Annotated in this window: 24 protein-coding genes and 1 tRNA gene; 5 read left to right on the top strand and 20 right to left on the bottom strand. The window is 62.6% G+C overall.

Annotated features, from left to right (window positions below; genetic code table 11):
- Positions 1-32: 32 nt before the first annotated feature.
- From EPK82_RS14565 to EPK82_RS14535, 7 genes are all read right to left on the bottom strand, one after another.
- Complete coding sequence (locus tag EPK82_RS14565; RefSeq protein WP_037049619.1) at positions 33-575, bottom strand: glycine zipper 2TM domain-containing protein; 543 nt, start codon at positions 573-575, stop codon at positions 33-35.
- Positions 576-693: 118 nt separating this feature from the next.
- On the bottom strand, positions 694-1,611 hold the full coding sequence (gene secF / locus EPK82_RS14560; protein WP_134677032.1) for a protein translocase subunit SecF: 918 nt from the start codon (positions 1,609-1,611) through the stop codon (positions 694-696).
- Between the two features lie 9 nt (positions 1,612-1,620).
- Entirely contained in the window at positions 1,621-3,489 is a 1,869-nt protein-coding gene (gene secD / locus EPK82_RS14555; RefSeq protein WP_134677031.1) for a protein translocase subunit SecD, read from the bottom strand.
- A gap of 67 nt (positions 3,490-3,556) precedes the next feature.
- On the bottom strand, positions 3,557-3,886 hold the full coding sequence (gene yajC / locus EPK82_RS14550; protein ID WP_037049627.1) for a preprotein translocase subunit YajC: 330 nt from the start codon (positions 3,884-3,886) through the stop codon (positions 3,557-3,559).
- A 40-nt stretch (positions 3,887-3,926) separates the two neighbouring features.
- Positions 3,927-5,042, bottom strand: a complete 1,116-nt coding sequence (gene tgt / locus EPK82_RS14545) for a tRNA guanosine(34) transglycosylase Tgt (RefSeq protein WP_208651146.1) — start codon at positions 5,040-5,042, stop codon at positions 3,927-3,929.
- A gap of 20 nt (positions 5,043-5,062) precedes the next feature.
- Positions 5,063-6,106 (bottom strand): tRNA preQ1(34) S-adenosylmethionine ribosyltransferase-isomerase QueA, encoded by a 1,044-nt coding sequence (gene queA, locus EPK82_RS14540; protein WP_134677029.1) that lies wholly within the window; start codon positions 6,104-6,106, stop codon positions 5,063-5,065.
- Between the two features lie 35 nt (positions 6,107-6,141).
- Positions 6,142-6,915, bottom strand: coding sequence for a substrate-binding periplasmic protein (locus tag EPK82_RS14535; protein ID WP_134677028.1), 774 nt, complete (start codon positions 6,913-6,915; stop codon positions 6,142-6,144).
- Positions 6,916-7,118: 203 nt separating this feature from the next.
- Between EPK82_RS14535 and EPK82_RS14530 the strand changes: the two genes are divergently transcribed.
- A tRNA-Leu gene (locus tag EPK82_RS14530) sits at positions 7,119-7,203 on the top strand.
- Between the two features lie 143 nt (positions 7,204-7,346).
- Entirely contained in the window at positions 7,347-8,048 is a 702-nt protein-coding gene (locus tag EPK82_RS14525) for a hypothetical protein (RefSeq protein ID WP_134677027.1), read from the top strand.
- On the opposite strand, the gene EPK82_RS14520 is transcribed toward EPK82_RS14525, so the two are convergent.
- The gene (locus EPK82_RS14520) at positions 8,049-9,323 is read right to left on the bottom strand and encodes a Y-family DNA polymerase (protein WP_134677026.1); all 1,275 of its coding nucleotides are present in this window, start codon (positions 9,321-9,323) and stop codon (positions 8,049-8,051) included.
- Positions 9,316-9,753 carry a LexA family protein gene (locus EPK82_RS14515; RefSeq protein ID WP_134677025.1) on the bottom strand — a complete coding sequence of 146 codons (438 nt, stop codon included), beginning with the start codon at positions 9,751-9,753 and terminating at the stop codon, positions 9,316-9,318. The genes EPK82_RS14520 and EPK82_RS14515 overlap by 8 nt, the downstream gene beginning before the upstream one ends.
- Positions 9,754-9,853: 100 nt before the next feature.
- On the opposite strand from EPK82_RS14515, the gene EPK82_RS14510 reads away from it, so the two are divergent.
- Positions 9,854-10,549 carry an SOS response-associated peptidase family protein gene (locus tag EPK82_RS14510; protein ID WP_134677024.1) on the top strand — a complete coding sequence of 232 codons (696 nt, stop codon included), beginning with the start codon at positions 9,854-9,856 and terminating at the stop codon, positions 10,547-10,549.
- A 9-nt stretch (positions 10,550-10,558) separates the two neighbouring features.
- On the opposite strand, the gene EPK82_RS14505 is transcribed toward EPK82_RS14510, so the two are convergent.
- From EPK82_RS14505 to lysC, 3 genes are all read right to left on the bottom strand, one after another.
- Positions 10,559-10,828 carry a hypothetical protein gene (locus tag EPK82_RS14505; protein ID WP_134677023.1) on the bottom strand — a complete coding sequence of 90 codons (270 nt, stop codon included), beginning with the start codon at positions 10,826-10,828 and terminating at the stop codon, positions 10,559-10,561.
- A gap of 43 nt (positions 10,829-10,871) precedes the next feature.
- Positions 10,872-11,666, bottom strand: coding sequence for a DNA adenine methylase (locus tag EPK82_RS14500; RefSeq protein ID WP_134677022.1), 795 nt, complete (start codon positions 11,664-11,666; stop codon positions 10,872-10,874).
- Between the two features lie 150 nt (positions 11,667-11,816).
- A complete protein-coding gene (lysC, locus tag EPK82_RS24785) occupies positions 11,817-12,083 on the bottom strand; it encodes an Rz1-like lysis system protein LysC (protein ID WP_167494359.1) in 267 nt (88 codons plus the stop codon).
- 37 nt (positions 12,084-12,120) lie between these two features.
- Between lysC and EPK82_RS24780 the strand changes: the two genes are divergently transcribed.
- A complete protein-coding gene (locus tag EPK82_RS24780) occupies positions 12,121-12,420 on the top strand; it encodes a hypothetical protein (protein WP_167494358.1) in 300 nt (99 codons plus the stop codon).
- On the opposite strand, the gene EPK82_RS14490 is transcribed toward EPK82_RS24780, so the two are convergent.
- Positions 12,387-12,914, bottom strand: a complete 528-nt coding sequence (locus EPK82_RS14490; protein WP_134677020.1) for a hypothetical protein — start codon at positions 12,912-12,914, stop codon at positions 12,387-12,389. The two genes, EPK82_RS24780 and EPK82_RS14490, sit on opposite strands and share 34 nt — an antisense overlap.
- 169 nt (positions 12,915-13,083) lie before the next feature.
- Here EPK82_RS14490 and EPK82_RS14485 point away from each other — a divergent pair, with 169 nt between their 5' ends.
- The gene (locus EPK82_RS14485; RefSeq protein WP_134677019.1) at positions 13,084-14,130 is read left to right on the top strand and encodes a hypothetical protein; all 1,047 of its coding nucleotides are present in this window, start codon (positions 13,084-13,086) and stop codon (positions 14,128-14,130) included.
- Between the two features lie 61 nt (positions 14,131-14,191).
- On the opposite strand, the gene EPK82_RS14480 is transcribed toward EPK82_RS14485, so the two are convergent.
- From EPK82_RS14480 to EPK82_RS14450, 7 genes are read right to left on the bottom strand one after another with little or no spacing between them, the layout of a single operon-like run.
- A complete protein-coding gene (locus EPK82_RS14480; protein ID WP_134677018.1) occupies positions 14,192-14,428 on the bottom strand; it encodes a hypothetical protein in 237 nt (78 codons plus the stop codon).
- Positions 14,428-16,200 (bottom strand): hypothetical protein, encoded by a 1,773-nt coding sequence (locus tag EPK82_RS14475; protein ID WP_244229972.1) that lies wholly within the window; start codon positions 16,198-16,200, stop codon positions 14,428-14,430. The genes EPK82_RS14480 and EPK82_RS14475 overlap by 1 nt, the downstream gene beginning before the upstream one ends.
- Positions 16,200-17,045: a hypothetical protein gene (locus EPK82_RS14470; RefSeq protein WP_134677017.1), complete on the bottom strand. Its 846-nt coding sequence runs from the start codon at positions 17,043-17,045 to the stop codon at positions 16,200-16,202. Before EPK82_RS14470 ends, EPK82_RS14475 begins: the two co-directional genes overlap by 1 nt.
- Entirely contained in the window at positions 17,038-18,108 is a 1,071-nt protein-coding gene (locus EPK82_RS14465) for a hypothetical protein (RefSeq protein WP_134677016.1), read from the bottom strand. Before EPK82_RS14465 ends, EPK82_RS14470 begins: the two co-directional genes overlap by 8 nt.
- On the bottom strand, positions 18,108-21,686 hold the full coding sequence (locus EPK82_RS14460) for a hypothetical protein (protein WP_134677015.1): 3,579 nt from the start codon (positions 21,684-21,686) through the stop codon (positions 18,108-18,110). Before EPK82_RS14460 ends, EPK82_RS14465 begins: the two co-directional genes overlap by 1 nt.
- Before the next feature lie 49 nt (positions 21,687-21,735).
- Entirely contained in the window at positions 21,736-22,161 is a 426-nt protein-coding gene (locus tag EPK82_RS14455) for a hypothetical protein (RefSeq protein ID WP_134677014.1), read from the bottom strand.
- Positions 22,162-25,428, bottom strand: coding sequence for a phage tail length tape measure family protein (locus EPK82_RS14450; protein ID WP_134677013.1), 3,267 nt, complete (start codon positions 25,426-25,428; stop codon positions 22,162-22,164).
- Between the last annotated feature and the right edge of the window lie 19 nt (positions 25,429-25,447).

The following is a 25,447-nucleotide window of genomic DNA, read 5'->3' as shown; positions in this document are numbered from 1 at the left end:
CCCGAGGGGCGTTTTTTATTGGCGGCCTTTTCTCACTGGGTCTGCTGCACCAGAACCAGCTCGCCCTTGTCGTTGAGCGGAATGCGACTGCCAGGATCACGATCCATGCGCACGCTGCCGACCTTCTCGCCCAGCTGGTACTTCACGTCGTAGCCCACCAGCTTCTGGCTGGTATCGGTCACGGTATTGCAGCGCGTTTCTGTGGTGGTGTAGGTGTCACGCTGCTGCATGCCTTCCTGAATCTTGTTGCCGGCGTAGCCGCCGCCAACCGCACCCGCCACCGTGGCGATCTTCTTGCCGTTGCCGCCACCGATCTGGTTGCCCAGCAGGCCGCCGGCGATGGCGCCAATGGCGGTACCGGCGATCTGATGCTGATCCTGCACCGGACGCTGACGCGTGACGGTCACGTCCTTACACACTTCCCTCGGGGTCTTCACGGTTTCATTGACCGGCGTGACAGCCAGCACCTCGGCATAGTCCGGGCCACGATCAACCAGACTGTAGGTGGCCACGGCACCACCAGCGGTCACACCCACAGCACCCAGTACGGCACCTACCAACATTGACTTGTTCATTTTATGTGTCTCCCAGGCTCGGCGACTCGCGCCTCTCTCCTTGCCTAGGACAGCAAAAAGCCGCGGCAAGTTCGACTTGCCGCGGCTTTCGCTGACTTTCTAGACGTCCATCACAACATCAGGGACGCCCGTCGTCGGCCTCTACATCGACCGCCGGAGGAATCAGGTCCTCGACGCTGAGCTTCAGCCACACCAGCACCGTGGCGCCGATGTAGACCGACGAGTAGGTACCCACCACCACACCGACCAGCAGGGTCAGCGCGAAGGCCGCCAGCACGTCGCCACCGAAGAACAGCAGCGCCAGCAGCGCCAGTGCCGTGGACAACGAGGTGGCGATGGTACGCAGCAGGGTCTGGGTGATCGAGATGTCGACGTTCTCGATCAGCGACGTCTTGCGCAGCACGCGGAAGTTCTCGCGGATACGGTCATAGATGATGATGGTGTCGTTGAGCGAGTAACCGATCATCGCCAGCACCGCCGCCAGCACGGTCAGATCGAACGGGATCTGGAAGAACGCCAGCACCCCCAGGGTGATGACCACGTCGTGCACCAGCGAGGCGATGGCACCGACGCCGAACTTCCACTGGAAGCGGAATGCCAGGTACAGCAGGATGCCGCCCAGGGCCAGGAGCATGGCGATGCCGCCCTGGTCGCGCAACTCTTCACCCACCTGCGGACCGACGAACTCGACACGCTTGACCTCGAACTGCGTCGCCGCGTCCACCTTGCGCAGCGCCGCCGCGACCTGGTTGCCCAGGTCCGCGTCGTCACCGGCGAGGCGCACCAGCACATCGGTGCTGGCGCCGAAGCTCTGCACCACGGCATCGACGTAGCCTGCCTGGCCCAGCTCGTTCTTGATCAGATCCAGGTCGGCCGGCTGCTCGTACTGCAGCTCGATCAGGGTACCGCCGGTGAAGTCCAGACCGAAGTTCAGGCCCTTGGCGAACAGCGCACCCAGGCCGACGATGGTCAGCACGACGGTCATTGCGAAGGCGATGTTGCGGATCGCCATGAAACGAATGGTTGACTTGATCATGGCTGCACCTCAGATCCACAGCTTCTTGACGTTGCGACCACCGAAGATCAGGTTGACCAGACCTCGGGTGAACATGATGGCTGTGAACATCGAGGTCACGATCCCCAGCGACATCGTCACCGCGAAGCCCTTGACCGGGCCGGTGCCCATCGCGAACAGGATGCCGCCCACCAGCAGGGTGGTCAGGTTACTGTCGAGAATCGCCGAGTAGGCACGATCGAAACCTTCATGAATCGCCCGCTGCACATGCAGCCCCTTGGCCAGTTCCTCGCGTATGCGCGAGAAGATCAGCACGTTGGCGTCCACCGCCATACCCAGGGTCAGCACGATACCGGCGATACCCGGCAGGGTCAGGGTCGCGCCGATCGCCGACATCAGACCGACCAGCAGCACCAGGTTGAACGCCAGCGCCACGGTCGCCAGCACACCGAAGAAGCGATAGATGGCGATGATGAACAGCGCCACGAAGATCATCGCCCACTCGGTGGACTCGATACCCTTGGCGATGTTCTCGGCACCCAGGCTCGGGCCGATGGTGCGTTCTTCGGCGAAGTACATCGGTGCAGCCAGGCCACCGGCACGCAGCAGCAGCGCAAGCTCGGAAGACTCGCCCTGGCCGTTCAGGCCGGTGATGCGGAACTGGCTACCCAGCGCCGACTGGATGGTCGCCAGGCTGATGATCTTCTTCTCTTCGACGAAGGTCGGCACGGCGACCTCCTGCTCGACACCGTCGACGGTCTGACGCACGTAGCGGGTGACCGGCTTCTGTTCGATGAAGATCACCGCCATGCTGCGCCCGACGTTGTTGCGGGTGGCGCGGTTCATCAGGTCGCCGCCATGGCCATCGAGACGAATGTTCACCTGCGGGCGACCGTTCTCGTCGAAGCTGGCCTGCGCGTCGGTGACCTGGTCACCGGTGATGATCAGCTCACGCTCGAGCTGCACCGGCGGACGACCGGCCTCGCGGAATTCGAAGTCCTCGGTCGCACCACGCGGCGCGTCCAGCTCGGCCTGCAGACGGAACTCCAGGTTGGCGGTCTTGCCGAGAATACGCTTGGCCTCGGCAGTGTCCTGCACGCCCGGCAGCTCGACCACGATGCGGTTGGCACCCTGGCGCTGGACCAGCGGCTCGGCGACGCCCAGCTCGTTGACCCGGTTGCGCACGGTGGTGAGGTTCTGCTTGATCGAGTACTCGCGAATCTCGGCGATCTTGGCCTGGGTCAGTGCCAGTTGCAGGACCTGCTGACCACCACGCTCGACGCTGGTCAGTTCGAAGTCCTTGTAGTCCTTGCGGATCAGGCGCTCGGCATTGTCCAGCGTCTCGCTGTCGGCAAAGCCCAGCTGAATGCGGCCATTGCTTTCCGGCATGCTGCGGTAGCGCACGCGCTCCTTGCGCAGCAGGCTCTTGATCTCGCCTTCATAGACCTTGCGACGCACATCCAGCGCCTTGTCCATGTCGACTTCCAGCAGGAAGTGCACACCGCCGGAGAGGTCCAGGCCGAGCTTCATCGGGCTCGCGCCCAGGCTGCGCAGCCAGTCGGGCGTAGTCTGCGCCAGGTTCAGCGCCACCACGTAGTCATCACCCAGCGCACGGCGGACGATGTCCTTGGCCGGCAACTGGTCATCCTGCTTGGCCAGACGAATCAGGCCACCGCGACCACGCTCGTCGATGCTGGCGGCCTTGACCTGGATGCCCGCATCCTGCAGCGCCTTGCTGGCACGGTCGACATCCGCCTGCTCGATGGCCAACGCCGAACTGGCGCCACTGACCTGGATCGCAGGATCGTCCGGATAGAGGTTGGGGATGGAGTAGACCAGACCGATCGCCAGCACGGCCAGGATCAGCAGGTACTTCCACAGAGGGTATTTATTGAGCATGAACGAGCCACCCGCTTATGACGCGGGGCGCTTAAAGCGCCCCGTCGAATGGAAACTATGAACCGAATCAGATGGCTTTCAGCGTGCCCTTGGGCAGGGTGGCGGCAATGGCCTGCTTCTGGAACTTCAGCTCGACGGTGTCAGACACCTCGATCACCACGAAATCATCGGTGACCTTGGAGACCTTGCCGGCGATGCCGCCGCTGGTGACCACTTCGTCGCCCTTCTGCAGACCGCCGAGCAGGTTCTTGTGCTCTTTGGCGCGCTTGGCCTGCGGACGCCAGATCATCAGATAGAAGATGACCAGGAAGCCGATCAGGAAGACCCACTCGAAACCGCTCCCTGCAGGGGCAGCAGCCGCGGTGTCAGCGTAGGCGGCGGGAATGAAAAAGCTCATGTAGCACTCCTAATGGAAAGGATCTTGAATCGTTCGGGAATCAGTCCAGCGGCGGCACAGGCAGGCCGCGCTTGGCATAGAAGGTTTCGACAAAGGCGGCCAATGTACCCTGTCCGATAGCCTCGCGCAAACCAGCCATAACCCGCTGATAATGCCGCAAGTTATGGATGGTATTGAGCATGCTGCCGAGCATTTCGCCGCATTTGTCCAGATGATGCAGGTAGGCGCGGGAGAAGTTTGTGCAGGTGTAACAGTCGCAGGTCGGGTCCAGCGGCGAATCGTCGTGCTTGTGCACCGCGTTGCGGATCTTCACCACGCCGGTATCGACGAACAGGTGACCGTTGCGGGCGTTGCGCGTCGGCATCACGCAGTCGAACATGTCGACGCCGCGACGCACGCCCTCGACCAGGTCCTCGGGCTTGCCGACGCCCATCAGGTAGCGCGGCTTGTCGGCCGGCATCTGCGGCGGCAGGTAGTCGAGCACGCGGATCATCTCCTCCTTCGGCTCACCCACCGACAGGCCGCCAATGGCCAGGCCGTCGAAGCCGATTTCGCAGAGGCCGTCGAGCGAGCGCTTGCGCAGCTCCTCGTGCATGCCGCCCTGGACGATGCCGAACAGCGCCGCCGTGTTCTCGCCATGCGCATCCTTGGAGCGCCTGGCCCAACGCAGCGACAGCTCCATGGAGCGCTTGGCCACGTCGAACTCGGCCGGATACGGCGTGCACTCGTCGAAGATCATCACGATGTCCGAACCGAGGTCACGCTGCACCTGCATCGACTCTTCCGGCCCCATGAACACCTTGGCGCCATCGACGGGCGAGGCGAAGTACACGCCCTCTTCCTTGATCTTGCGCATGGCGCCCAGGCTGAACACCTGGAAGCCACCGGAATCGGTGAGGATCGGCCCCTGCCACTGCATGAAGTCGTGCAGATCGCCATGTTTCTTGATCACCTCCATCCCCGGGCGCAGCCACAGGTGGAAGGTGTTGCCGAGAATGATCTGCGCGCCGATCCCCTCGACGTCACGCGGCAGCATGCCCTTGACCGTGCCATAGGTACCCACCGGCATGAAGGCCGGGGTCTCGACCACACCACGCGGGAAGGTCAGGCGACCACGACGGGCCTTGCCGTCGGTGGCCAGCAACTCGAAGGACATGCGACAGGTGCGCGACATACTCAAACCTCGGGCCCGCGCGCGGCGGGATTGCGGGTGATGAACATGGCATCACCATAACTGAAGAAGCGATAACCCTGCGCCACGGCCTCACGATAGGCCGCCATGGTCTCGGCATAACCGGCGAACGCCGACACCAGCATCAGCAGCGTCGACTCGGGCAGGTGGAAGTTGGTCACCAGAGCGTCGACCACATGGAACGGCCGGCCGGGGTAGATGAAGATGTCGGTGTCACCGCTGAAGGGCTTCAACTCGCCATCGCGGGCAGCGGTTTCCAGGGAGCGCACGCTGGTGGTGCCCACCGCCACGACACGACCGCCGCGCGCGCGGCAGGCGGCGACCGCATCGACCACATCCTGGCCGACCTCCAGCCACTCGCTGTGCATGTGGTGGTCCTCGATACGCTCGACGCGCACCGGCTGAAAGGTGCCCGCGCCCACATGCAGGGTCACGAAGGCCGTCTCCACGCCCTTGCCACGAATGGCCGCCAGCAGCTCGTCATCGAAATGCAGCCCGGCGGTCGGCGCCGCCACCGCTCCGGCCTTCTGCGCATAGACGGTCTGATAGCGCTCGCGATCCGCCTCGTCATCCGGGCGGTCGATATAGGGCGGCAACGGCATGTGTCCGACACGCTCGAGCAGCGGCAGCACCGGCTCGGCGAAGCGCAGCTCGAACAGGGCGTCGTGACGCGCGACCATCTCGGCCTCGCCACCGCCATCGATGAGAATCTGCGAGCCAGGCTTGGGCGACTTGCTCGAGCGAACGTGCGCCAGCACGCGATACTGATCGAGCACACGCTCCACCAGCACCTCCAGCTTGCCGCCGGAGGCCTTCTGGCCGAACAGGCGCGCAGGGATCACGCGGGTGTTGTTGAACACCATGAGATCGCCGGGGCGCAACTGCTCCAGCACATCGGTGAACTGGCCATGATGCAGCTCGCCACTCGGGCCATCGAGCTGCAGCAAACGGCTGGCGCGACGCTCGGCCAGAGGATGGCGGGCGATCAGCGACTCGGGGAGATCGAAGTGAAAATCGGCAACACGCATGATTCGGCGGGGGTATTTCAGCAGGGCCGCAAAGCTTACCGGATTTCCCCTTGTCCGGCCACGTAAGCCTGCGGCGCGTACTCTGCGACGATACGCGCCAGGGTACCGTCCTCCTGCAGGGCCCTTATCGCCTCGTTGATCGCCGCCAGGTGCCCGGCATGGTCACGATGCAGGCGCAGACGCAACTGCGAGCGGTTGATCACGGCGCCCTCCTCCACCTGCCAGCTCGGCGCCTGCAGTTGAGGATCGCGGCTTCTCAGGTAGCGCCACTCCAGCCGGTCGAGAATACCGGCCTCGCTGTGCCCCTGGGCGACCCGGAAGATCAACGCATGGGCATCGGCACCATCGTTGCGTTGGAAATACTCGCTGCCCACATAGCCGTAGCCCCGCACCGTGGCGATGGAGCGGCCACGCAGGTCTTCGAGGTGCCGGAAGGGAAACCCCTTGCCCGGCGCGAAGAGCAGCATCTCTTCGGCATCCAGCACCGGAATGCTCCAGAGCGAAACCTCGGCCTGCCCGGCAGCGCGCCGCCAACTCTGGCTCACGCAACATTCGATCTGCACCTGCCCCTCGCGGAACAGCTTCTGCGTGCGCAGCGGCGGCAACGGGTGGCTGGCCTGCAGGTCGTCCGGCAGGCGCGCATCCAGCGCGATCATGAAATCGTGCAGGATGCCGCTGATCCGCTCGCCGTCGACAATCCAGTACGGCGCCCAGCTCTCATCGGTGACGGCATAGACCAGCACCTCCGCCCGCGCCACGGGCACGAGCGCCAGCCACAGCAGAATTGCCCGGCACAAGACTCTGACCACACTCCCCCTCCATGACCGGACTGCCCAAAGCCACCTATATAAGCACTCACCTCGGTGCGCTTGATGACAGACGTGATTCTAAGCACCGACGCAATAAAAAGTCAGATGCAGCGCTGCTACACAGTGTCCCAGCCATAGCGTTGCCACGACAGCTGCGCCGATTGACCAGCGCAAGACGCGTCCCTATACTGCGCCGCCATCGTGCCCCGGTGGCGGAATCGGTAGACGCGGCGGATTCAAAATCCGTTTTCGAAAGGAGTGGGAGTTCGAGTCTCCCCCGGGGCACCATATAGATTCTCTAAGGCCTTGATTATCAAGGCCTTTTTTTATGCCTGGCGTAAATTTGGCGTAATCATTTTTCTATCCGCCTCTGGCAGCGCTCATAGAGACCCAATGCGATCTGAAGCGCTTAAGCAAAGGATTTCATAGCAATGGATGCTCTCAGTTACGTTCTTGACGTGCTCTGCACTTTCCTCAACACCCTTCTCAGCCTCTTGCTCAGCACTGAGTTAATCAGCGCATTCCTCGGTGCGATCCTTGGTGGCTGGTTTACTCTGCGGGCAACCAATAGCGCTCATAAATTGGCAGCAGAAGCCGTGCTTGCAGCTGACAAAGCGGTGCTATACGACACCACTAGGCTAATTCAGGTAGAAATTACAACTGCTCTCAAGGTCTATCAGGAAGAATACGGCGATGAATTAATGACATTGCCTGAAGACACTCCCTATGTATGTATCTTTCCCATCGGAGCAAACCCTTTCCCCATCTACGACTCTGCTCCCGCGTGCCTAAGCCAGCTTCCGGCCGAGCTGTCTGAGCTGCTGGTCCGCATATATATGCGGGCAAAAGGACTAATAACGATGATAGAGATGAATAACCGCGATACAGAGAAAGCTCAAGAACTCGCGCAAACTCTTCTCAATGATCGAATTGCCAGCCTAGGCCATGTCCTTACTCCCGAGGCTTCTGAGCGTGTAAGTCAGCTTTACCAAGACGATGTACTTTCCCGAGCGACTGTTCTCGGAATGGGATCAACTGCAGATGGTATGAAGTCGGTTACTGAAGAGATAGTTGAACTCATGAACAAGGCTAATGAGCTAATTGCGAAGCTCCCCAAGCCAACAGGAAGATGATTACCTCGCATAAATTCGCCATAGCTGATCAAGTCGCGTCGTAAAGCTCTGGCTCATCATGTCTCGGCGCATTCCCCACTCCGGCTGCAGCTCCACCCGGCCAGGCCGCAGCGTCCCCCTTCCCCACCTGGCGTTGATCTCATCCAGCACGGCCATGACCCTGGTCGACTCGGCCGATTGCTGCGGTGCGAACAGGTCGCCGGTGATCTCCGTTCGCTGGCAGAGATCGAGCAGCATGACCTCGGCCTTGCTGTATGAGTAGCCGGCCCGATAGGCCTGTTGCAGGGCATGCATGGCGTAGTGGGTGATCATGCGGGTGTCGTCAGTCGCCCAGGGCAGCTGCAGCGCTACACCCTTCGCATATTTGGCCTCGTCAGGATTATGCATGCCAGTGCGCACACCTACGCGGATCTGCCGGCATACGGACTGCTGCGCCCGCAGCTTCTCGCACGCAGTGGCCGTGTAGGTGGCCACGGCCTGGCGGATCGACTCGATGTCCTGCAGGCGCTTGCCGAACATCCGGCTGGAACATATCTCCTTCTTCGGCGGCGCCGCCTCATCCAGCGTCAGGCATGGCGTGCCGCGCAGCTCGCGAGCGGTCTTTTCGATCACTACGCTGAACTGCTTACGCAGCGTCCAGGCGTCTGCCTGGGCCAGATCCCACGCGGTCTTGATGCCCTGGGCGTTGAGGTGCTCCGTCATCCGCCGGCCAACTCCCCACACGTCACTCACCGGCAGCACCTTCAACACCTTGTCGCGCCGATCGGGGTCGCGCAGGTCGACCACACCGCCCGTCCGCGTCTGCCACTTCTTCGCGGCGTGGTTGGCCAGCTTGGCCAAGGTCTTCGTTCCAGCGATGCCTACTCCAGTCGGGATGCCTGTCCACTTAAGCACCCGCGCACGGATCTGCCGGCCGATCTGCTCGAGGTCACCAGGCACCCCAGTCAGGTCAGCGAATGCTTCGTCAATACTGTAGATCTCGACCGCCGGCACCATTGACTCTATGACGGTCATCACCCGCTCGCTCATATCCCCGTACAGGGCGTAGTTGCTGCTGAACGGCATGATGCCGTGGCGGCGCAGGTCATTCTTGATCTGAAAGTAAGGGGCGCCCATTTTCACAAAGGGCTTCGCGTCGGCGCTGCGAGCGATCACGCAGCCGTCGTTGTTGCTCAGCACAACGATCGGCACCCGCTGCAAGTCAGGCCGGAAGACGCGCTCGCAGCTCGCGTAGAACGAGTTGCAATCGACCAATGCAATCGCCTGCTCAACCATGGCAGCGGTGCCGCCGAATGCTGTCTGTCACCACAGCCCAGATCAGCAGCTCGTCGCCCTCCATCACGAACCGAGGCGCGTATTTCGGATTCTCTGATCGCAGCACTATCTGCTGACCATCGCGGGCCAGGGTCTTCACCACCGGCTCGCCATTGATGGCGGCGATCACGATGTCACCGGGCACGGCGTCCAGCGCCTTGTTCACTACCAGCACGTCACCGTCGAAGATACCGGCCCCGGTCATGCTGTCACCTTCCACCCGCACCAGGTACGTCTGCGGCGCATGGATATCGAGTAGCTCATCCAGCGAGATTTTCTGCTCGAGGTGATCCTGGGCGGGGCTGGGGAAGCCGGCCGGTACGCGGAAAGAAAAAAAGGGCAGCTCGATATCGGAGCTGCCCAGCGGGCCAAGAATGGTTGCGTTGCCCATGAGAGAGACCTGAGAATAATACTGTATGCATATACAGATACCAAATGACCCGAGCCGTGGTCAAAGAATCATGATGGCCAACTGACGACCGGAGGGTTCTATGTGCGGAAGATTCACGCAGTACCGAACCGTTGACGAGTACGCGAAGGCGCTGCAACTGGGGTTGCTAGAGGGTGACTGGTCGAACGAGCCCCTGGCCCGCTACAACGTCGCGCCCCAGTCGCGTGTCCTGCTGCTTCATCAGGATGACCAGGGCGCCCATGCGACTTCGACCCGATGGGGCTACGCCCCGCATTGGGCGGACGGCAAGCGGCCACCGGCGATCAACGCACGGATCGAGACTGCGGCCACCAGCAGGTTCTGGAGCGCGATATGGAAACGCGGCCGAGCTCTAGTGATGGCAGATGGTTGGTACGAGTGGAAGAAGGATCCAGACAACCCGAAGGTCAAACAGCCATATTTCATCCGACTGAAGGGAGGTGCCCCGGCGTTCTTCGCCGCGATCGGCGATATCCCGCATGGCGAAGAAGAAGGCGCGGGCGGCTTTGCGATCATCACCGCCGCGAGCGATCAGGGGATGGTCGACATCCACGACCGGCGTCCGGTGGTGCTGCCGCCAGATGTGGCGAGGGAGTGGCTGGAGCCTGGGTTACTACCCGAGCGGGCCGAGGATCTGGCAAGGCACCACGACACCGCCGTGGAGGCCTTCGAGTGGTACCCGGTCAACAAGGCCGTGGGAAATGTGAAAAACCACGGGCCGGAGCTGATCAGGAAGATCGATGATCCCCTGATCTAGCGCTCGCGTTCACAGCGTATCGACGTTGAGGGCAGTCGCCATGCCGAGAGAGACCCAGTCAGCCTCGGGTGATGTCGCCGTCAGCATCAACGTCACCTCAACCTGCTGGCCGTCTTTTGGCTCGGCTGGCTTGATGCGCGCATGCCGGTAGACCCGCCGCCCCTGGTCACGCGCGACAGAGGATGCCGTCCGGTGAAACTCCCAGATCGACACACCTTGCTGCGTGCCGAGGTGCTTCTCAAGCGCCAGGCCCCATTTCGGACCGGTGATTACGAGCATGAGCTGCCCCTCACGAAAAGAAAGCAGTATACGCCCTGCTCAACTAGAACAGCCCGCCGAGCGCCGCCGGCTCCCAGTTCATGATCACCAGCTCGCCGGTCTTTTCGGCAAGCCCCTGCCGCTGGTTCGTGCAGCTGTACCTGATATCCAACTGCTCCATGTGGAAGCCATCGAACGCACGGCGGATGTCGGGATGATCGTTGATGCTTACCATCACTTTCCCCTTGCAGCGCCGCATGAAGGCGGCCATCCGCTCGTACTCTTCGAACGGGAAGCCCACGCCGTAGCCCTCGGTTTTCCAGTACGGCGGATCCATGTAGTGAAAGGTGTGGGCGCGGTCGTACCGCTCGGCGCATTCCAGCCAGCCCAGGTTCTCAACGTAGGTGCCGGCCAGGCGCTGCCAGGCTGCCGTGAGGTTTTCTTCGATGCGCATCACGCTGAAGCCTGGGGCGGTGGTGGCCGTGCCGAACGTCTGCCCTGACACCTTGCCGCCGAAGGCATTGTGCTGCAGGTAGAAGAAGCGCGCGGCGCGCTGGATGTCGGTCAGCGTCTCCGGCCGGGCGACCTTGTGCCACTCGAACAGCTGGCGGCTGGTGAGCGCCCACTTGAACTGGCGCACGAATTCCTCGAGGTGGTTTTGGACAACGCGATAAAGCGACACCAGATCGCCGTTGATGTCGTTCAGCACCTCGACCGGGGCCGGCTGCGGGCGCATGAAGAACAGGGCCGCGCCCCCGGCGAACACCTCGACATAGCATTCATGGGGCGGGAAAAGCGGGATGAGACGGTCGGCAAGACGGCGCTTGCCGCCCATCCAGGGGATGATCGGGTTGGTCATTGAGTGCAAACCTTTACTGTATAGATAAACAGGTGCTAGGCTCGCCGCGCTTCGTGCACGAGGCGGAGGCCTTGGCTTGGCTTGCAGGGACGTTCTGCGGGTCAGGTGTCGAGCCTGGGTGTTGGCGCACCCGGGCTCGTCGCCTCTCTTTCATTGGGGCCGCTGCGCGGCCTGACGCTCGATGCACGCAATCACCTGGGTGCTGCACTGCCCCAGTTCGTACTCCAGCTCGTCGACGGCGCGCCGCCAGTCGTCATTCACCACCAGCGCCTGGCGGCCCGGCAGCCGGCACGGCACCAGACTGCACTCCATGCGCGCCGCGGTAGGCGGCGGGGTCGGTGGTTTCGGGGCGCGCGTACAGCTGGCCAAGGTCGCCAGGGACAGCACCAGACAGATATACAGCCACGGCTTGATCATTGCGTTTGAGCTCCTCGAGGGCAGCCGACTGCGCGGCTTGATTGCGGTTGATGGTCTGGCCAAGCTGCTGGATCCGGCGGTCGACGTCGGCGAGCTGGCCAAGCTGGTGTTGCTGCTGAGCCAGCACGCCGGCCTGCAGCTCGATCATGGCCTGGGCGTCAGCCAGCTGCTGCTCTGCCCGGCCCGCTCGTTGATCCTCGATGGCGATACGCGGGGCCATGCCCCACCAGACGACACCGGCAGCGGCGGCCATGAGCACCAGAACGCCGGCCGCCTTGGCGACCAGCTGGTACTGAACCGGAATCACTGCGTCACCGCCTGCATGGCCAGGGCATAGTTCACCGTCCACTTCTTGCGCAACTGATCGCGCTGAACAGCCGAACCACGCGTATAAGCACCAGGCCGCCAATTGCGCAGGTAGTACTCCCACGCGCCGGCTACATCACCCACGGCCGGCAGCGGCCGCAAGTCTGTCCAATACAGTAGCCGGGCCAGCGCGCAATCCAGCACGTCATCCTGGGTAGGGAGCGCGTCGAAGATGGCCCGTTCGGTGGGCTCGATGCCCAAAGCAGCACAGACGGCGAGTACGTGCGGGCGCGATGCTGGGTGGTGCAGCACACCGCGAACGCCACCGCCAAGCTCGAACTGGGCGATGCCACGGGCCGGCCCGCATTTGCCCGGCCGGATCGGCAGCTGGCACTGCTCGCGGTTCGGCGATTCCTGCTGGGTGGTGGCCAGCACCTGAATCTCAGCGGCGTCACTTTTCATACGCGCAGGCAGCAGCGCGAGCGCCTGGGCCAAAGGCCCGAGGCGGATCTCGTTCAAGGTCATGCGATTTCTCCGGGTGAAAAATTTACTTGGGGGTGGGCTATGTTGGTTTGGTGACAATTTTCTGCGGCGGCGAGCACTCGACCGCCGCGATTCCCTTTCGAAACTGCTCCTTATATATTTACTAAGGGCGCAAACCACTCACTGCCATCAAGATAAAAAAGGAAAGACAATGCCAAGGGGCGCAAAGGCGAAGAAAAATTCAGAGACTGGCTTTAAAGTTGAAGAGCTTCTTAGAAACGCAGTTACATCAATCCAACTTGGTGTGGAGGACTACATCACAAGTAGAGATAAAAAAAGACCAGAGCGCTGCATATCCGCCGCCAGAAACATCTACGCTGGAATACTTTTACTATTCAAATACAAAATCGCATCTCTCGCTAAAACACCTGAGTCTGCGAAGTCGCTAATATTCGTGCATACACATGTGCTTCCCAGGGTGGCGGAAGATGGCAATGTGAATTGGATGCCGACACCAAATGGGAAAAACACAATTGATTCAAACACGATCAAGGACCGGCTCGAAAGCCTGAACATTTATCACGATTGGGGCGCCTTAGCCCCCCTGCGAGGTTATAGGAACGACTTGGAGCATCTTCATCCAACTCACCCAGTCACCATAATTCAGGCCTCGATATCTGCACTGTTTCCGATGTTAAAAAAATTCATCACTGACGAGCTGCATGAATCGCCTAGTGCCCTACTCGGCGAAGCCTGGACAACAATGCTCACCGCGCATGAGCTATTTAAGGATTGCGAGGATCAAATTGCCGAGGAATGGGAAAGAATAAGCTACCCACTCGCAGCGTTAGAGTTTCTTAAAACATGCAATTGCAACGCCTGCTATTCCCCACTATTGAGGCCCCACCCCGAAGACGTAGCAAACGAGGTATCAATAAATTCATCCGAATTCAGACTTACTTGCTTTGCATGTGGGCAAACAGAGTCAGCCTCAGACTTTCTCTCAGAGAATTTTTCAGATATCCATGAAGATCCGTTTCGAAGCTATGGCGAGGATGAAGTCCAAGAGTGCAACTTTTGCCATGTGCACATGCTACTTTTGAGTGAGTCCAGCTGTTACTGGTGCGGCCAAATTACACACTGGCCCAAATGCACTAACTGCGAACGCCCTATAGACGAGCAAGAGGCGCACCGCGGAGCAACACTATGCGAACGCTGCGCCATGGAAGACTCGTACTACCAGAACGAGCACGAATAGCCCGTCTGGGCTGCTTTCCCGAGAAGTTTCCTGAATGCCTGGCTTCGAGTAAACATGGCTGTCAAACATCTACATCCAGATGCGGCAAGTTAGGCGCCGGCCCGGTGATCGTGCCGTCTGCGATATAGGCCTTGCTGCCACTGGGCACATCCACGCCGCGCACAGCGATGCGGGTGCCCGTGCGTAGCTCCACGGTGCTGATGCCGGCGATGGTGTCGATGCTGCGCACGATAGCAACCGTGCGCACGCCGCCGGGCAGCAGCCCGATGAAGCGCTTCCAAGGGTTCACGGTGGCCATCAGTAGTGCCTCTCCAGCTTCAGGTTCTGCGCAACGCGAACGGCGCCAGTGCCCTCGGCACTGATCTCGGTGGACAGGCAGGCGCCATGCCAGGAGCCGGAAGGCTCCGGCACGCGGCAGAGCATGCCGGGCAGCACCAGGCCGACGCCGTGGTCATCACTCGCGTGGAACAGCGGGAGGCGGAAGCCGACGATCTCGATGTCACCGCCCTTGGCCAGCTCATGCACGCCGCGGGCGCGGTTCGCCTCCTCGCCCGTGATCCAGTCGTCGAAGACGTCCGGCGCCGGGTTGTCACCGCCAGTCCCTGCCCGGCGGACCAGCATCGACACGCCGTGACTGGTGCCCGACACGTAGCAAGCGTTCCAGGCCGGCTGCGGCGTCCACTCGCCATCGAGCTGGGTGAGCATCGCCGGCGGAATGATGCGGTCGACCGGCGCATCCGTCGCGCCCCACTCCCAAGGCGGCACAACGTAGCGTGGCCGTACTTCGAGCGTGTCGCTGTCGCGGGCGGGTCGGACGATGGCGCCCACCGTCTCGGCGATTCGAGCGATCACCTGCATCGGCGTCTGGCTCTGGTAACTCAGCGCGCCGGCCGGGAACGTCCAGTCACGGGGGCCGACGTTCTCGGCGTCCCACTCGATGGTGAAGCCGGTATTCAGTAGCTCATTGTCGGCCACCTGGCGCGCCGTGATCGGCGCGCTGTTCAGCGAGGTGCGCAGCGGCGCGTACGGCTCGGCCAGCAGCTGAGTGCGGGTGGCGCCGGTGATGCTGTAGGCCTCGGTCGGAAACTTCAGCTGCCGGCTGTAGCGCTCGATGATGAGGATCCACCGCCAGCCATTGATATCCAGCTCTACCTCGCGCTGGCCATCGACCCCAGGGCGAACGAGGTTCAGCGCCGCCTGAGTGAAAATGTCCGCGCTGAACTTCCAGCTGAAGCTGTCGGCATCCAGGCTGACGCGCAGGTTCTTCGCCTCGAGCGGCGTGCGCGAAGGCAGCACCACCAGGTTGACGGTATTGGCAATCATGTAGGTATCCAGAATGGTGGGATCGGGTGGCGGCACCGGTATCGGCTTCACCGGCCCGGGGTAGTCCACGTATTCGATGCCAGTGAGCGCGCCATCCAGCACCCGCGCCTTGCCCCAGGGCACCCGATACCCGAGGTTCAGGCGCCGCGCAGTCGACCACCGCACCGCAATGCTGCCGGTGTCGGCCGGCTGAATCCGTCGCGTTTCAGGCTCGTACCGAAAGTCGAAGTACATCTGCGGTGCCGTCGACGGGAAGTACGGCCGCCCGCCGAACGAGAACACCAGCGGGCCAGTGCCTGGCACATAGAGGCTGTCCTGCAGAGCAGTGGCCGCGTCATACCGCGGGCCGAACTCATTCACCCGCCGCACGCCCACGCTCAGCAGCAGCTCCTTGCGCGCGGGCATCGGGTTGTAGATCAGCCGCAGCCCGAGCTCCACGGGCCGTATGGTGTGATCCCAGCCCACGTCGAGCAGCGCATCCTTGCGCGGCACATCCACCCAGGGCGATCGCTGCACGGCGCCATCGCGGCGCGCGGCCTCGAGCCACGCCGAAGCGCGCGACAAGTCTGCCGCGGGCACCATCGCCCAGGCCGCGCCCTGGTCGGCGCCGTCCTGAACGCTGGCGATCTCCCACCGCGCACCGGCGCCGAGGTCAGCCGCCCGGGTCGCTCCCCAAGGTATAGGCGCGCCCTGGCGATCGGCTGCAGCCGCACGACCCCAGCCACCACCAACAGTGATTGCAAGCATCAGATTCTCTCGACAGGCACCGGGCCATGGGCCAACGGCCGGTAATAGCGCACGGCGATCGCTCGCGCAGTTCCCAGCGGGCGCGATGGGTTTTCACCTACAGCTGGCCACCACTCCGGTTCAGCAGCTGGCAGCTCACCCGCCTCGGTCACCTCATACACCCAGCCGCCAAAGGCCGCGGGGCGAACGCGATCACCAACCGCCACGGCTAGGCCCGGCACGAAGGTAACGCCGAAGTCATCCAGCGCGATCGCGTAAACCGTCCCGGACGTGGTGACTTTCAGATCGATGTCGCCCAGGCCGTCATCGGGTGTCCGGCCGTAGCCGGCCACCCGCCACTGCCCATCGTCCATACGCTCGACGATCACCGTCTCGCGCGACGACCAGACCGAGTCGACCGTCGCGGCAGCCTTCAGCCGAGCATCAACCGTCGGTACCTGGTTGCCGCCGTCGCTTTCGGTCAGGTTGAACAGCAGGTGGTTGGCAGTCTCGCTCAGGGTTGGCCAGCGCGACATGCCGAGGCGCGGCTCGCTGTACTCGTAGGCTTGGGCCAGCACCTCGCGATAGATCACCGCCCGGCTGAGGTACTGGGGATTTGGGCCGCCGTCGTAGAAGTTGGCCAGGGCCTGGTTCGTGTCCGAGCGCTGGAGGGTAACCAGCCACCGATCCGAAGGTTCTCCTTCACGACGAACTTCCACGGAGATGGGTACGAAGATCAGCTTCGGCCTGAGCTCGATCAAGGCCTTGCTCCCCATCACTTTGTACTTGCCAAATCTAGGGTCAAGGGGAGCGGCAAAAGACCGCCGCCAAATGACCTTTTTGGCCAGCACCCAGAAATTAAGCATTCCAGAATTTCTCTTTCAGGCAGAAGAAAGACGTACCCCATTGGGTAGGGATCATGTACATCGGATCGCCGCCGTAATCGAAAGGGATCAGGCACCCTGCAAGTGTTCCGCCCTTACCCAACGCACGACTTACCTCTGCCGCATTACGATGGCTGTAATACTCATCGCGAAGAATCCCAGGCAGCCTGGCGATATAGCCGAGAACAGGGTCATAAACGTGATGAGGGCACAACTGCATGTCAGGTGCATAAGCCGGCACCCCTAGCTTGCTGCCTTGGTAACCCGTAGGAAGACTGCAATACGCCTGGATGGTGGGCATCAGTGCTGTTTCGACTGCGCCTGTAAAAGGGTTACGCAATCGCGTGCCATATTGAAGTGTGTAGCCGCCATTAGCCTCAGAACTAAAATTCTGAGCGCTACCTTCATATGAACCACCCAAGGCCATGTGATTTCCTGGGCCAGATTTGGGGATATCCGGGTCTGGGAACAAGAAGTTTCCGAAGAAGTAATTTGTCCCGTAATAGCCGTAGGACGCGCCCGGAGTATCCCCGTACCCACTCATACCATCGCTGGAATTGCTGGCACCGTTGGTGATGATATGCACCTGGGAGCCCCGGGCGATAACAAACCAGTTGTGCATGCTTTCCGAGTAACTTCTGGCTGGAACTACCCATTGCCGAGCAGAGTTGGACGAATAGTCCACGGAGTGGTGATAAGAGCGGACATTCGTCCCTACCGGAGGAAATACAGTTGCATCGGTCACCAGCTCCGAGAGAAAGAGCTGGGTTTTAGGCGCATACGCATAAGTGACGCCCGGGCCTTTCCCGAAACTGTAGTACACCCCATCCGGTGACTTCAGGGTGAAGTGGTTGGGCAGGTTGGCATGAATGAGCGTCCACCCCTGTCCCGGCTTTGCGTTGGCGCCGGAGCCATAGCCGGTGACCAGGCAGGGGTACAGTAGGTTGTACCAACCCACTACCCCGTTCACGGTGGAATCCACCATCCCCAGCTTCAATGGGGGAGCACCCACATCGAGGTGCGAATACAGCACTGCATCGGCCATTAGTCAGCATCTCCACGAATTTGAAGTTTGAACTGGTCATCGTTGACGGTGCCCTGCCCGCTGATGACCGTACGGATCACCCACATCGGCCCAAGCGCCGAGTCGGTGTTGAAGCGCACGGCGTTGCCGGCCGCCCAGCCAGTGCCCCAACCTTCGCGCCGGATCGTGAAATACGGCTGGCCCGTCAGGGCGTTGATGGGTGACAGGTCACTGCCTGTACTGCCGGTGGCGATCACGCCGAGCTGCTGCTCCACCACGTTGAACGAAGTGTTGCTGGTGAACACCAGCGCCCACTTGCCGGCAATGGCACCGACGTTGGTGATCACCGGCGGGTAGCTCAGCTGGTTGTAGTTCGCCGTCGTGGTGTTGCCCTCGGGCCGATCTGCCCAGTTGGGCGCACCTTGACTCCACGTCTGCTGCGTAAACCAGGTGTGTACCCGCGACTGCAGGTCGCCCCAGGTCACGGCGCTGGACACCATCGCCTCGCCTGCCGGCAGATCCCACGGTATCGGCGAACTCAGCCCCACCTGCCCGGTGATCTGCACCTCGACGCACAGCGCCATGTGCTCGACGCGATCACGAATGATCAGCGGCGTGCTCAGGGGCGTGCCGTTCTCGGTCTGCAGCACCAGCGGGTTCGCCCAGGTCACCGTGCCTTTCTCGCGGTCGTCGCTGAACGACGAGGCCCGCAGCACGTGGCCGTCGCTATCCACTACCTCGATGTTCGCCTGCTGCTGCCTGGCGAGCGTGACCGTGGCACCACCTTCCGGCGACGCCACAACGGTCTCGGCAGTGTGGTGGATCACCAGCACGTCACCCTCCCGGTAGATCGGCACTCGGCCGTCAGCCGGCAGGCGTACCGGGTCCAGGCCGAGCAGGCCCGCATCGAGCGGCAGGCGCGTTTGTACCACCGCGTTGTAGCGGGTCAGCAGTGGGATCACCGGCACGTCGCTCTCGCCCGATTCATCATCGGGGTTGGTGGTGAACGTCAGCCGTGCGATGCCGGTGGCGGCGTCGACGGCGCCACGGATGATGCCGGTGGCGAACACACCGTTCAGGTCGGACACGGCGGTCACTACCTGAGCAGTGTCGGCGCGCACCGCGGTCACCTGCATGCTACCGGCGCGCAGCGGTGCGCCCGGCGTGCGGAACGTGGCCGCGGTTACGCCAAAGCCCGTCGATGCGGTCAGGCAGGCCAGCAGCGTCACCGCCCCCAGCGCGTTGCCGGCGTAGCTGTTGATGGTCGCCGTGCGGCCCACGTAGTCGACGGCGCCCACCGCCACACCTCCATTGGTGGCACTGGAGACATCGCGGTACAGGATCCCGCTGCGGTCGGTGTACAGCGACCCGTTCCAGCTGAACAACAGCGAGCCGGGCACGATGGCGGCGCCAACGTTGGGCAGCAGGTCGACCGTGATCGGCGGCTGCGCCTGGGTGTGCGTGGCTTCGTCCGAGCTTGCACCGGCAGCCTGGGATTTGGCCGAGAGCGTGCCGGCGAACTGCTCGCGCTGCTGCACAGGCGTAGTCACCAGCACCGGCTCGGTATACGGCCCAGTGGTGTTGTTCCTGGCGCGGTTGCTGTAGGTGTATTCGATATAGTCATACAGCTGCGCCACCTGCAGGGTGCACTGGCCCGTCTGGTAGTTGATCGAGCCATTGCGGCCACCCTGCCAGCCGCCGGCGCCGTTGTCGCTGGCGGTGTTGCTCACCTCTCTCGTGCCGTCATAGATCGGGAGCACGTTGCCGCTTTCGATCACCTTCCAGTTGATCGCCGGCGCCGACTGGCGGCGCGTGGTCAGCCAGTCGATCCGCACGCTGCCAGGCTTGAGCGGCGCACCGGGGATGGTAAACGTCGCCACCCCGCTGCCGTCGCTGGTCACGCTCAGCGGCGCGTCGTCGACAGAGCCGCGGCGGAAGGTGTAAGCGATCCCGGATGCCGGTGGCGCGCTCAGCTTCATCACTAGGTCACCGGTCGCATAGACGATGGTGCCGGTACCGCCATTACCGCTCAGCTTGCCCAGGCCATCGTCGCTCAGGGTCAACGCCGTGCCGGCGGTGAACGATACCGTCAGGGTGCCAGGCTGGATGCCGCCGCCAGGCAGCGTGTAGCGCACCTCGATTTCAGGCTTGACCGCGGCGCCGGCATGGCTGCTGATGGCGTCGTCGGCCGAGCTGACGTAGCTGTACACCAGCGAGCTGCCAACATCTGGCAGCGCGTTCAGGGTCAGGCTTACCGAGCCGGTGGCCATGCTGATGGTGCCCGCCCCCTCACCGGTCAGCAGGCCATCGCCAAAGTCGCGCAGCTCATACCACTTGCCCAGGGCCAGGTACGACACAGACAGCGTGCCGGCCCGTGGGATGGCACCGGCCAGGTTCAGGGTGTAGACGTAACCGCGATTGCCTAGGGTGATTCGATACTCCCCGGTAATGGTGTCGCCGGTGGCTGCAGCACCCGGGCGATAGGTCGCACTGGCGTTACCTGCCCAGCTGCTGCCAGTGCGCACCAGAGTCACCTCCCCGGTCTGGTAATCCACGCGCCCGGAGGTGATCCAGTTGCTGCCGCTCACGTAGCGCAGCGCGCCCTTGCTGTCGTCGCTGAACACGCCGTCGCCTGCTGTCAGCGTCAGGGTGCCAGGCGCGCAGCCGGTACCGAGAAAGGTGCGGGACTCCCCCGCCACCGCGCCCACGGCCACGCTCAGGTTCACAGTACGAGCCGGCCCGGCTGGGATGTAGAGCTGCCGCTGGTAGCCGCCCAACAGGTCGACCAGTGCCGACTCCTTGGTAGTGCTCGGCACCAGCTGCGCATACACGCTGTTCACGCGCACAGTGAGCGCGCCTTGGGCGACGGCGTCGGCCAGCGGGCTGATACCGAAATAGCGGGCCGCATCGGCAACCTGCGTGCTCAGCACGCGAGCCTTGGCGGCGCCATCCAGCGCGGTGACGGTGGTACCGGCCGGCGTCACCTGGCCGCCAGGGAACGGCGTCAGTAGCGGTGCGGAAAGCTGGAGATCCAGCCGGCGCCGGGTGAAGTTCACGAAGTTGGCATTGCCATAGTCGAAGGTGAACTGCTCGAGGCGCGACTCCACACCGACCACACGCACGTACTGAGCCACCGTGGCGGTCGCGAGCTGGAACACATCGCCGCTTTCCGGGATGCGCTGCTCCTCGCGCTGCACGCAGGCGATCGCTCGTTGGCCAGCCAGCTGGGTGCCGAGCAGGTCGAACTGAGCCATTGACGCCGCGGCGACGTAGCTCTCGATCAGATCCTGGGCATCGGTGCGCACATCGGTCTGGCTGCCGGTATTGAACAGCAGTACGTTGACGCGCGGATCGGCCGGCCCCTGGGTCACGATGCCGTGGGCGCCGAGGTAGGCGTCAGCGTTCTCGGTCATCACCCCAGCGCTGACCTTGCGCAGGTTGATGCGGCCGATGGTGCGGTCAAGCCGGCTGATGTCCGGGAACAGGTTGTTCACCTGGCCATCGACAATGGCCTTGCCAGTCGCGCGACCGCCACCATCGTCGGCATCAGTCAGGCGCTGGGATTCCAGCAGTTTCACGTCGTTGCTAGTGATGGTCATGCCAGCCAATCTCCGGGCATAAAAAAACCCGCCGGGGCGGGTTCAAAGGTCAGGGTTGTGGGTCGGGTACCGGATCAGGCGGCGGCGCGACTGTGATCAGTTTCAGGGTGATCAGGTAATCAGCATCGGGACCAGGCTCGACCTCCCGCACCAGTTGCTGCGCCTCGAGCGGGTTGCCGTCCACGCGGTTGAAGATCACATGGAAGGCTCGCCCGTCCGCCAGCTCGAGCGGCATGACCACGCCGAGCTGGTCGCGCAGCTCCTCGAGCCGCCTGACCACAGAGAGCGGCGTCCAGGCCGCGTTGTTCGCCGCCAGGGTGATAGGCCTGCCATAACGCTTTACACCTTCCTGCACGATCAGCGCGCCGCTTAGCGATCGCTCCTGCTCCTGCTCTACGGCGCTCCACTGAAACTCGTCCGTCCACTCGTGGTGGTCGTCGAGTGCAACACCGGCCAGGGTGATCTGGTTAGGCATTTACAACGTCCTCAGCCCGGCATCCTCGAGGATGGCGAGCAGGTTGGTTTCATCGTTTGCACTACCGACCGAAACGTCAACTGGTGCCCGGCCAGGCAGCTCCAGCCGGACAATCTTGGAGGGCTGTTCCGCCGGCCTTGGAGTCGACGCTGCAGACGTGTTGGTTTTCGCCAGCTCTTCCTGTCGTCGCTTCTGCTCCTCGGCCTGCCGCTGCTGCGCCGATTCGGCCTCGATCTGCCGGAGCATGCCGAGAGCCTTACTGGCGTTCGCAACGGCCTGGCTGTCGCCCCCCGCATTCGCCTCGGCCAGCTGCGCCTCCAGTTCACGGCGGCGCGCGGCAAACCGGCGCCGCTCGATGTCCTCGGTGCGCCCCTGCAGGCCGTCCAGCTCATCCTGAAGGCTTTCCAGCGTCGAGCGGGTCGAATGCCCCATCTGCTCCATCGAATCCTGGGCGGACTTGATGGCACTGTCCAGGCTGCTCAGATCGGAATCATCCAGCAGGCTCAGGCTACGGCGAAGGCCACGGGCAGCGCTCTCGAACTGCCGCGTGCTCAGGGCACCGCTCTGGTACTTCTCGAGTAGCCGCTGGAGCTGAGCTTGTTGCCCCAGGTATGCCTGCTGTGTTTTGAGGCTGGCTTCCTGCATGTCCAACTGCCAGCGACCCAGCGGGCCGGTGAACGGGCTGTTCATCTGGCTGCGTACGTCACCCAGCGCCTTGCTAACCCGCCCCAACGAATCGACCGTGGCATCCAGGCTGCTGGTGTCGATGTTCATGTCGGCAGTCTTGATGCCGCGCAGCCGGTCGAAAGCTTCCAGCGCCGCGGCGCTCAGCGAGGCGAGCGGCCCGCGGGCGGCGTTCATCACGCCGTCGTAGAAGCCGGCCATGGCGCCCATGTCCTTCTTGGCGTCGCTGGACTCTTTGCGGCGCTGCTGCATGGCGTCATCGCCAGCCTTGCGCTCGGCTTCCATGCGTTTGCCCGACTCGCGCCGTAGCTGCTCGCTGGTAACGATGGCGTCCTTGTCGGACTGGTTCTTGTCGTCCTGGGCTTTCTTGCCGCCCTCCACAGCTTTCTTCAGCTCGGCCTGCCGGGCCGCTGCCTTCTTGACCTCCTCGTTGTACTGCGAGGCGGTGATCACACCATCGCCGTAGAGCTTGTTCAGTGCAGTGTTGATGTTGCGGATGTCGACGGCGGTCTTGGCGCTGCTGATGGCCGCCTGCACATCTGCGAGCGTTTTCAAGCTGGCTGCAGCGCCCTTGACCTCGGACCCGGTTGCTTTAGCTACGCCGCCCATCTCACGGAGCCGCTCGTTCAGCAGCAGCACACCGGCGCTGTACTCTTCCTGAGTGAGCCGCCCAGCCTGATAGGCGTTGAACATTTCACGGCCGAGCTGCTGGAGTTGCACCACACTGCTGACTGAGCTGATCTGACTCAGGGCATTGTTGATGTCGGTGACGCGCTGGACGATGTGCTCGAACTGATCATCAGCCTCTCTTTTGATCGTCTCAGTCTGCTCGGAGGCGCTCTGTTCCACGCTCTCGTTGAGGAAGCTCCAAGCGTCACCGACCTGACCGAAATCGGTCTTAGCCTGCACAGCGTATGCTGTGCTCAAGTCTCCGAGGAACGTGTAAAGGGCATCGGCCTTGGCCTTGATGTCGTCCCCACCGAACGCGCTGGCGATCTGGCCGGTGGCCAAGGCGAGGCGCCCCACAGTCTGTTGAACGGCCAGCGTCAGTGCCGCTGCAGCGGCAGTCACCGTGCCCGAGAAGACGTTCCAAACCGTCGTCAAGGCCGCCGTGGCGTATTGACCAGCGCTGACAGTCTGGTCAATAGCCGGACCAATCTTGCTCGCCATCCCGGCGGCCTTGTCAGCCAAGCTTTCAAAATCGACTGTGGCTAGCTTTTCAACGTAGCGCGAGACCGCTTCGGCACCGCGAGTGAATGTGTCCGAGAGGTGCTGCGCGAGCCTGTCCAGGCGGCCGTCGTTGGCCATGGCATCCAGGCCGTCAGCCATCTGACGCAACTTAGTCTGGATGTAGTCGAAAGCGCCGCTGTCCCCCACCCGGCCGGCGAAGTCGCCGATCTGGTCGGTGATGGTTTTCCAGAGGCCGGCAGCTGTGTTCAGCTTGGCAGCAGCCGCGGCACCACCATAGGCTTCGGTCATCATGTCCATGATGACTGCCTGCGCCTCCGCGGTCTTACCGGTTGCAACCAACTGACGCAGCAGCCGCTTCTGTCCTTCCTCTAGCTTGAAACCTTGCCGGCCCAAGGTCGTCATCGCCTCTACCGGCGATTGCAGAGCCCTACCAACTGTCTCCGCCGAGGCCTCTGCACTTATACCCAGGCGTTCCTGCTGATCAATGACGATCTGCATAGCTTTCGGGAATTGCTCACCGACAATATCGGTGTAACTGAGCAGTCGTGTTTGGGCGGCTTGCACCTGTTCGTCGGAGAGCATCGAGTTGTCGCGGAATCCGCGGGCCATCTCCAGCAACTGCTCAGCAGTGAAGCCTGCAGCGTTGCCGGTCGACTGCAGCGCGGCCTCGAGCTGAGCCAGGGCCGAGCCGCTATCCATTCCGTCATCGATGACGGCGCGGATGCCATCGCGCACCAGGTTAAGGCCGCCACGAACAAGCCCGAAGATTCCACTCAGCGAGAGGTAGGCGGCGCCGTAGGCCACCACCTGGCGCGCACCGCTGGCCATTGCCTCGCGCACTGCACCTACACGGCCAGCATGCTCCGCCGCAGCGCGGCTTGCTTTTGACTGCTCGCGCTCCAGCTCGCGCAGTTCCTGGCCGTTGGCTTTAAGGGCCTTCTTGGCCTCATCAACTTCGCGGGCGAGGCGTTTCTCTTCTTCAGCTAGCTTGCTGGTATCCAGGCCAGCAGCCTGAGCAGCCTTCTCATGGGCGCCCAGGTCGCTGGAAAGGCCAGCGATAACACGGCGCAACCGCGCGGCCTCCCTGTCCGCATCCTTCAAGGATTGCTTCAGACCAGCGCCACCGGGGTTCTCGTCCAGCGCAGCACGCAGTTCCTTGATGCTTTCATCGGTCTGGGCCAACACACGCTGCGACTGCTCGAGCGCCCGCTGGGTGGCGAGCATGTCACGCACCAGGCCGCGCTCGCCTTTTGCGCGATCGAGCTGCTCATTCAGGGAGGCCGCTTCGTTGCGCAGCGCTTCGAGCGCCTCGGTCGATTTCTTGGCCTCGGGCGAAAGCTCGTCTTTCCCGCGCAGAATGAACTGAATCAGGCGCTCTTTGATGCCGGCCATGGTTTTCTCCAGGCGAAAA

The organism is Ectopseudomonas khazarica (assembly GCF_004521985.1).
GTDB lineage: Bacteria > Pseudomonadota > Gammaproteobacteria > Pseudomonadales > Pseudomonadaceae > Aquipseudomonas > Aquipseudomonas khazarica.
Note: the sequence above shows the minus strand (reverse complement) of the source record. Positions and strands in the feature narration are given on the sequence as shown.

What these genes read in the sequence shown, in the direction of transcription:
- EPK82_RS14520 (WP_134677026.1), bottom strand. Translation starts at nt 9,323, where the DNA reads ATGGTTGAGCAGGCGATTGCATTGGTCGATTGCAACTCGTTCTACGCG.
- lysC (WP_167494359.1), bottom strand. Translation starts at nt 12,083, where the DNA reads ATGATCAAGCCGTGGCTGTATATCTGTCTGGTGCTGTCCCTGGCGACC.
- secD (WP_134677031.1), bottom strand. Translation starts at nt 3,489, where the DNA reads ATGCTCAATAAATACCCTCTGTGGAAGTACCTGCTGATCCTGGCCGTG.
- EPK82_RS14455 (WP_134677014.1), bottom strand. Translation starts at nt 22,161, where the DNA reads ATGCCTAACCAGATCACCCTGGCCGGTGTTGCACTCGACGACCACCAC.
- secF (WP_134677032.1), bottom strand. Translation starts at nt 1,611, where the DNA reads ATGATCAAGTCAACCATTCGTTTCATGGCGATCCGCAACATCGCCTTC.
- queA (WP_134677029.1), bottom strand. Translation starts at nt 6,106, where the DNA reads ATGCGTGTTGCCGATTTTCACTTCGATCTCCCCGAGTCGCTGATCGCC.
- EPK82_RS14525 (WP_134677027.1), top strand. Translation starts at nt 7,347, where the DNA reads ATGGATGCTCTCAGTTACGTTCTTGACGTGCTCTGCACTTTCCTCAAC.
- EPK82_RS14485 (WP_134677019.1), top strand. Translation starts at nt 13,084, where the DNA reads ATGCCAAGGGGCGCAAAGGCGAAGAAAAATTCAGAGACTGGCTTTAAA.
- EPK82_RS14460 (WP_134677015.1), bottom strand. Translation starts at nt 21,686, where the DNA reads ATGACCATCACTAGCAACGACGTGAAACTGCTGGAATCCCAGCGCCTG.
- EPK82_RS14505 (WP_134677023.1), bottom strand. Translation starts at nt 10,828, where the DNA reads ATGCTCGTAATCACCGGTCCGAAATGGGGCCTGGCGCTTGAGAAGCAC.
- EPK82_RS14470 (WP_134677017.1), bottom strand. Translation starts at nt 17,045, where the DNA reads ATGCTTAATTTCTGGGTGCTGGCCAAAAAGGTCATTTGGCGGCGGTCT.
- EPK82_RS14465 (WP_134677016.1), bottom strand. Translation starts at nt 18,108, where the DNA reads ATGGCCGATGCAGTGCTGTATTCGCACCTCGATGTGGGTGCTCCCCCA.
- EPK82_RS14515 (WP_134677025.1), bottom strand. Translation starts at nt 9,753, where the DNA reads ATGGGCAACGCAACCATTCTTGGCCCGCTGGGCAGCTCCGATATCGAG.
- yajC (WP_037049627.1), bottom strand. Translation starts at nt 3,886, where the DNA reads ATGAGCTTTTTCATTCCCGCCGCCTACGCTGACACCGCGGCTGCTGCC.
- EPK82_RS14565 (WP_037049619.1), bottom strand. Translation starts at nt 575, where the DNA reads ATGAACAAGTCAATGTTGGTAGGTGCCGTACTGGGTGCTGTGGGTGTG.
- EPK82_RS14480 (WP_134677018.1), bottom strand. Translation starts at nt 14,428, where the DNA reads ATGGCCACCGTGAACCCTTGGAAGCGCTTCATCGGGCTGCTGCCCGGC.
- EPK82_RS14510 (WP_134677024.1), top strand. Translation starts at nt 9,854, where the DNA reads ATGTGCGGAAGATTCACGCAGTACCGAACCGTTGACGAGTACGCGAAG.
- EPK82_RS14450 (WP_134677013.1), bottom strand. Translation starts at nt 25,428, where the DNA reads ATGGCCGGCATCAAAGAGCGCCTGATTCAGTTCATTCTGCGCGGGAAA.
- tgt (WP_208651146.1), bottom strand. Translation starts at nt 5,042, where the DNA reads ATGTCCTTCGAGTTGCTGGCCACCGACGGCAAGGCCCGTCGTGGTCGC.
- EPK82_RS14490 (WP_134677020.1), bottom strand. Translation starts at nt 12,914, where the DNA reads ATGACCTTGAACGAGATCCGCCTCGGGCCTTTGGCCCAGGCGCTCGCG.
- EPK82_RS14475 (WP_244229972.1), bottom strand. Translation starts at nt 16,200, where the DNA reads ATGCTTGCAATCACTGTTGGTGGTGGCTGGGGTCGTGCGGCTGCAGCC.
- EPK82_RS14500 (WP_134677022.1), bottom strand. Translation starts at nt 11,666, where the DNA reads ATGACCAACCCGATCATCCCCTGGATGGGCGGCAAGCGCCGTCTTGCC.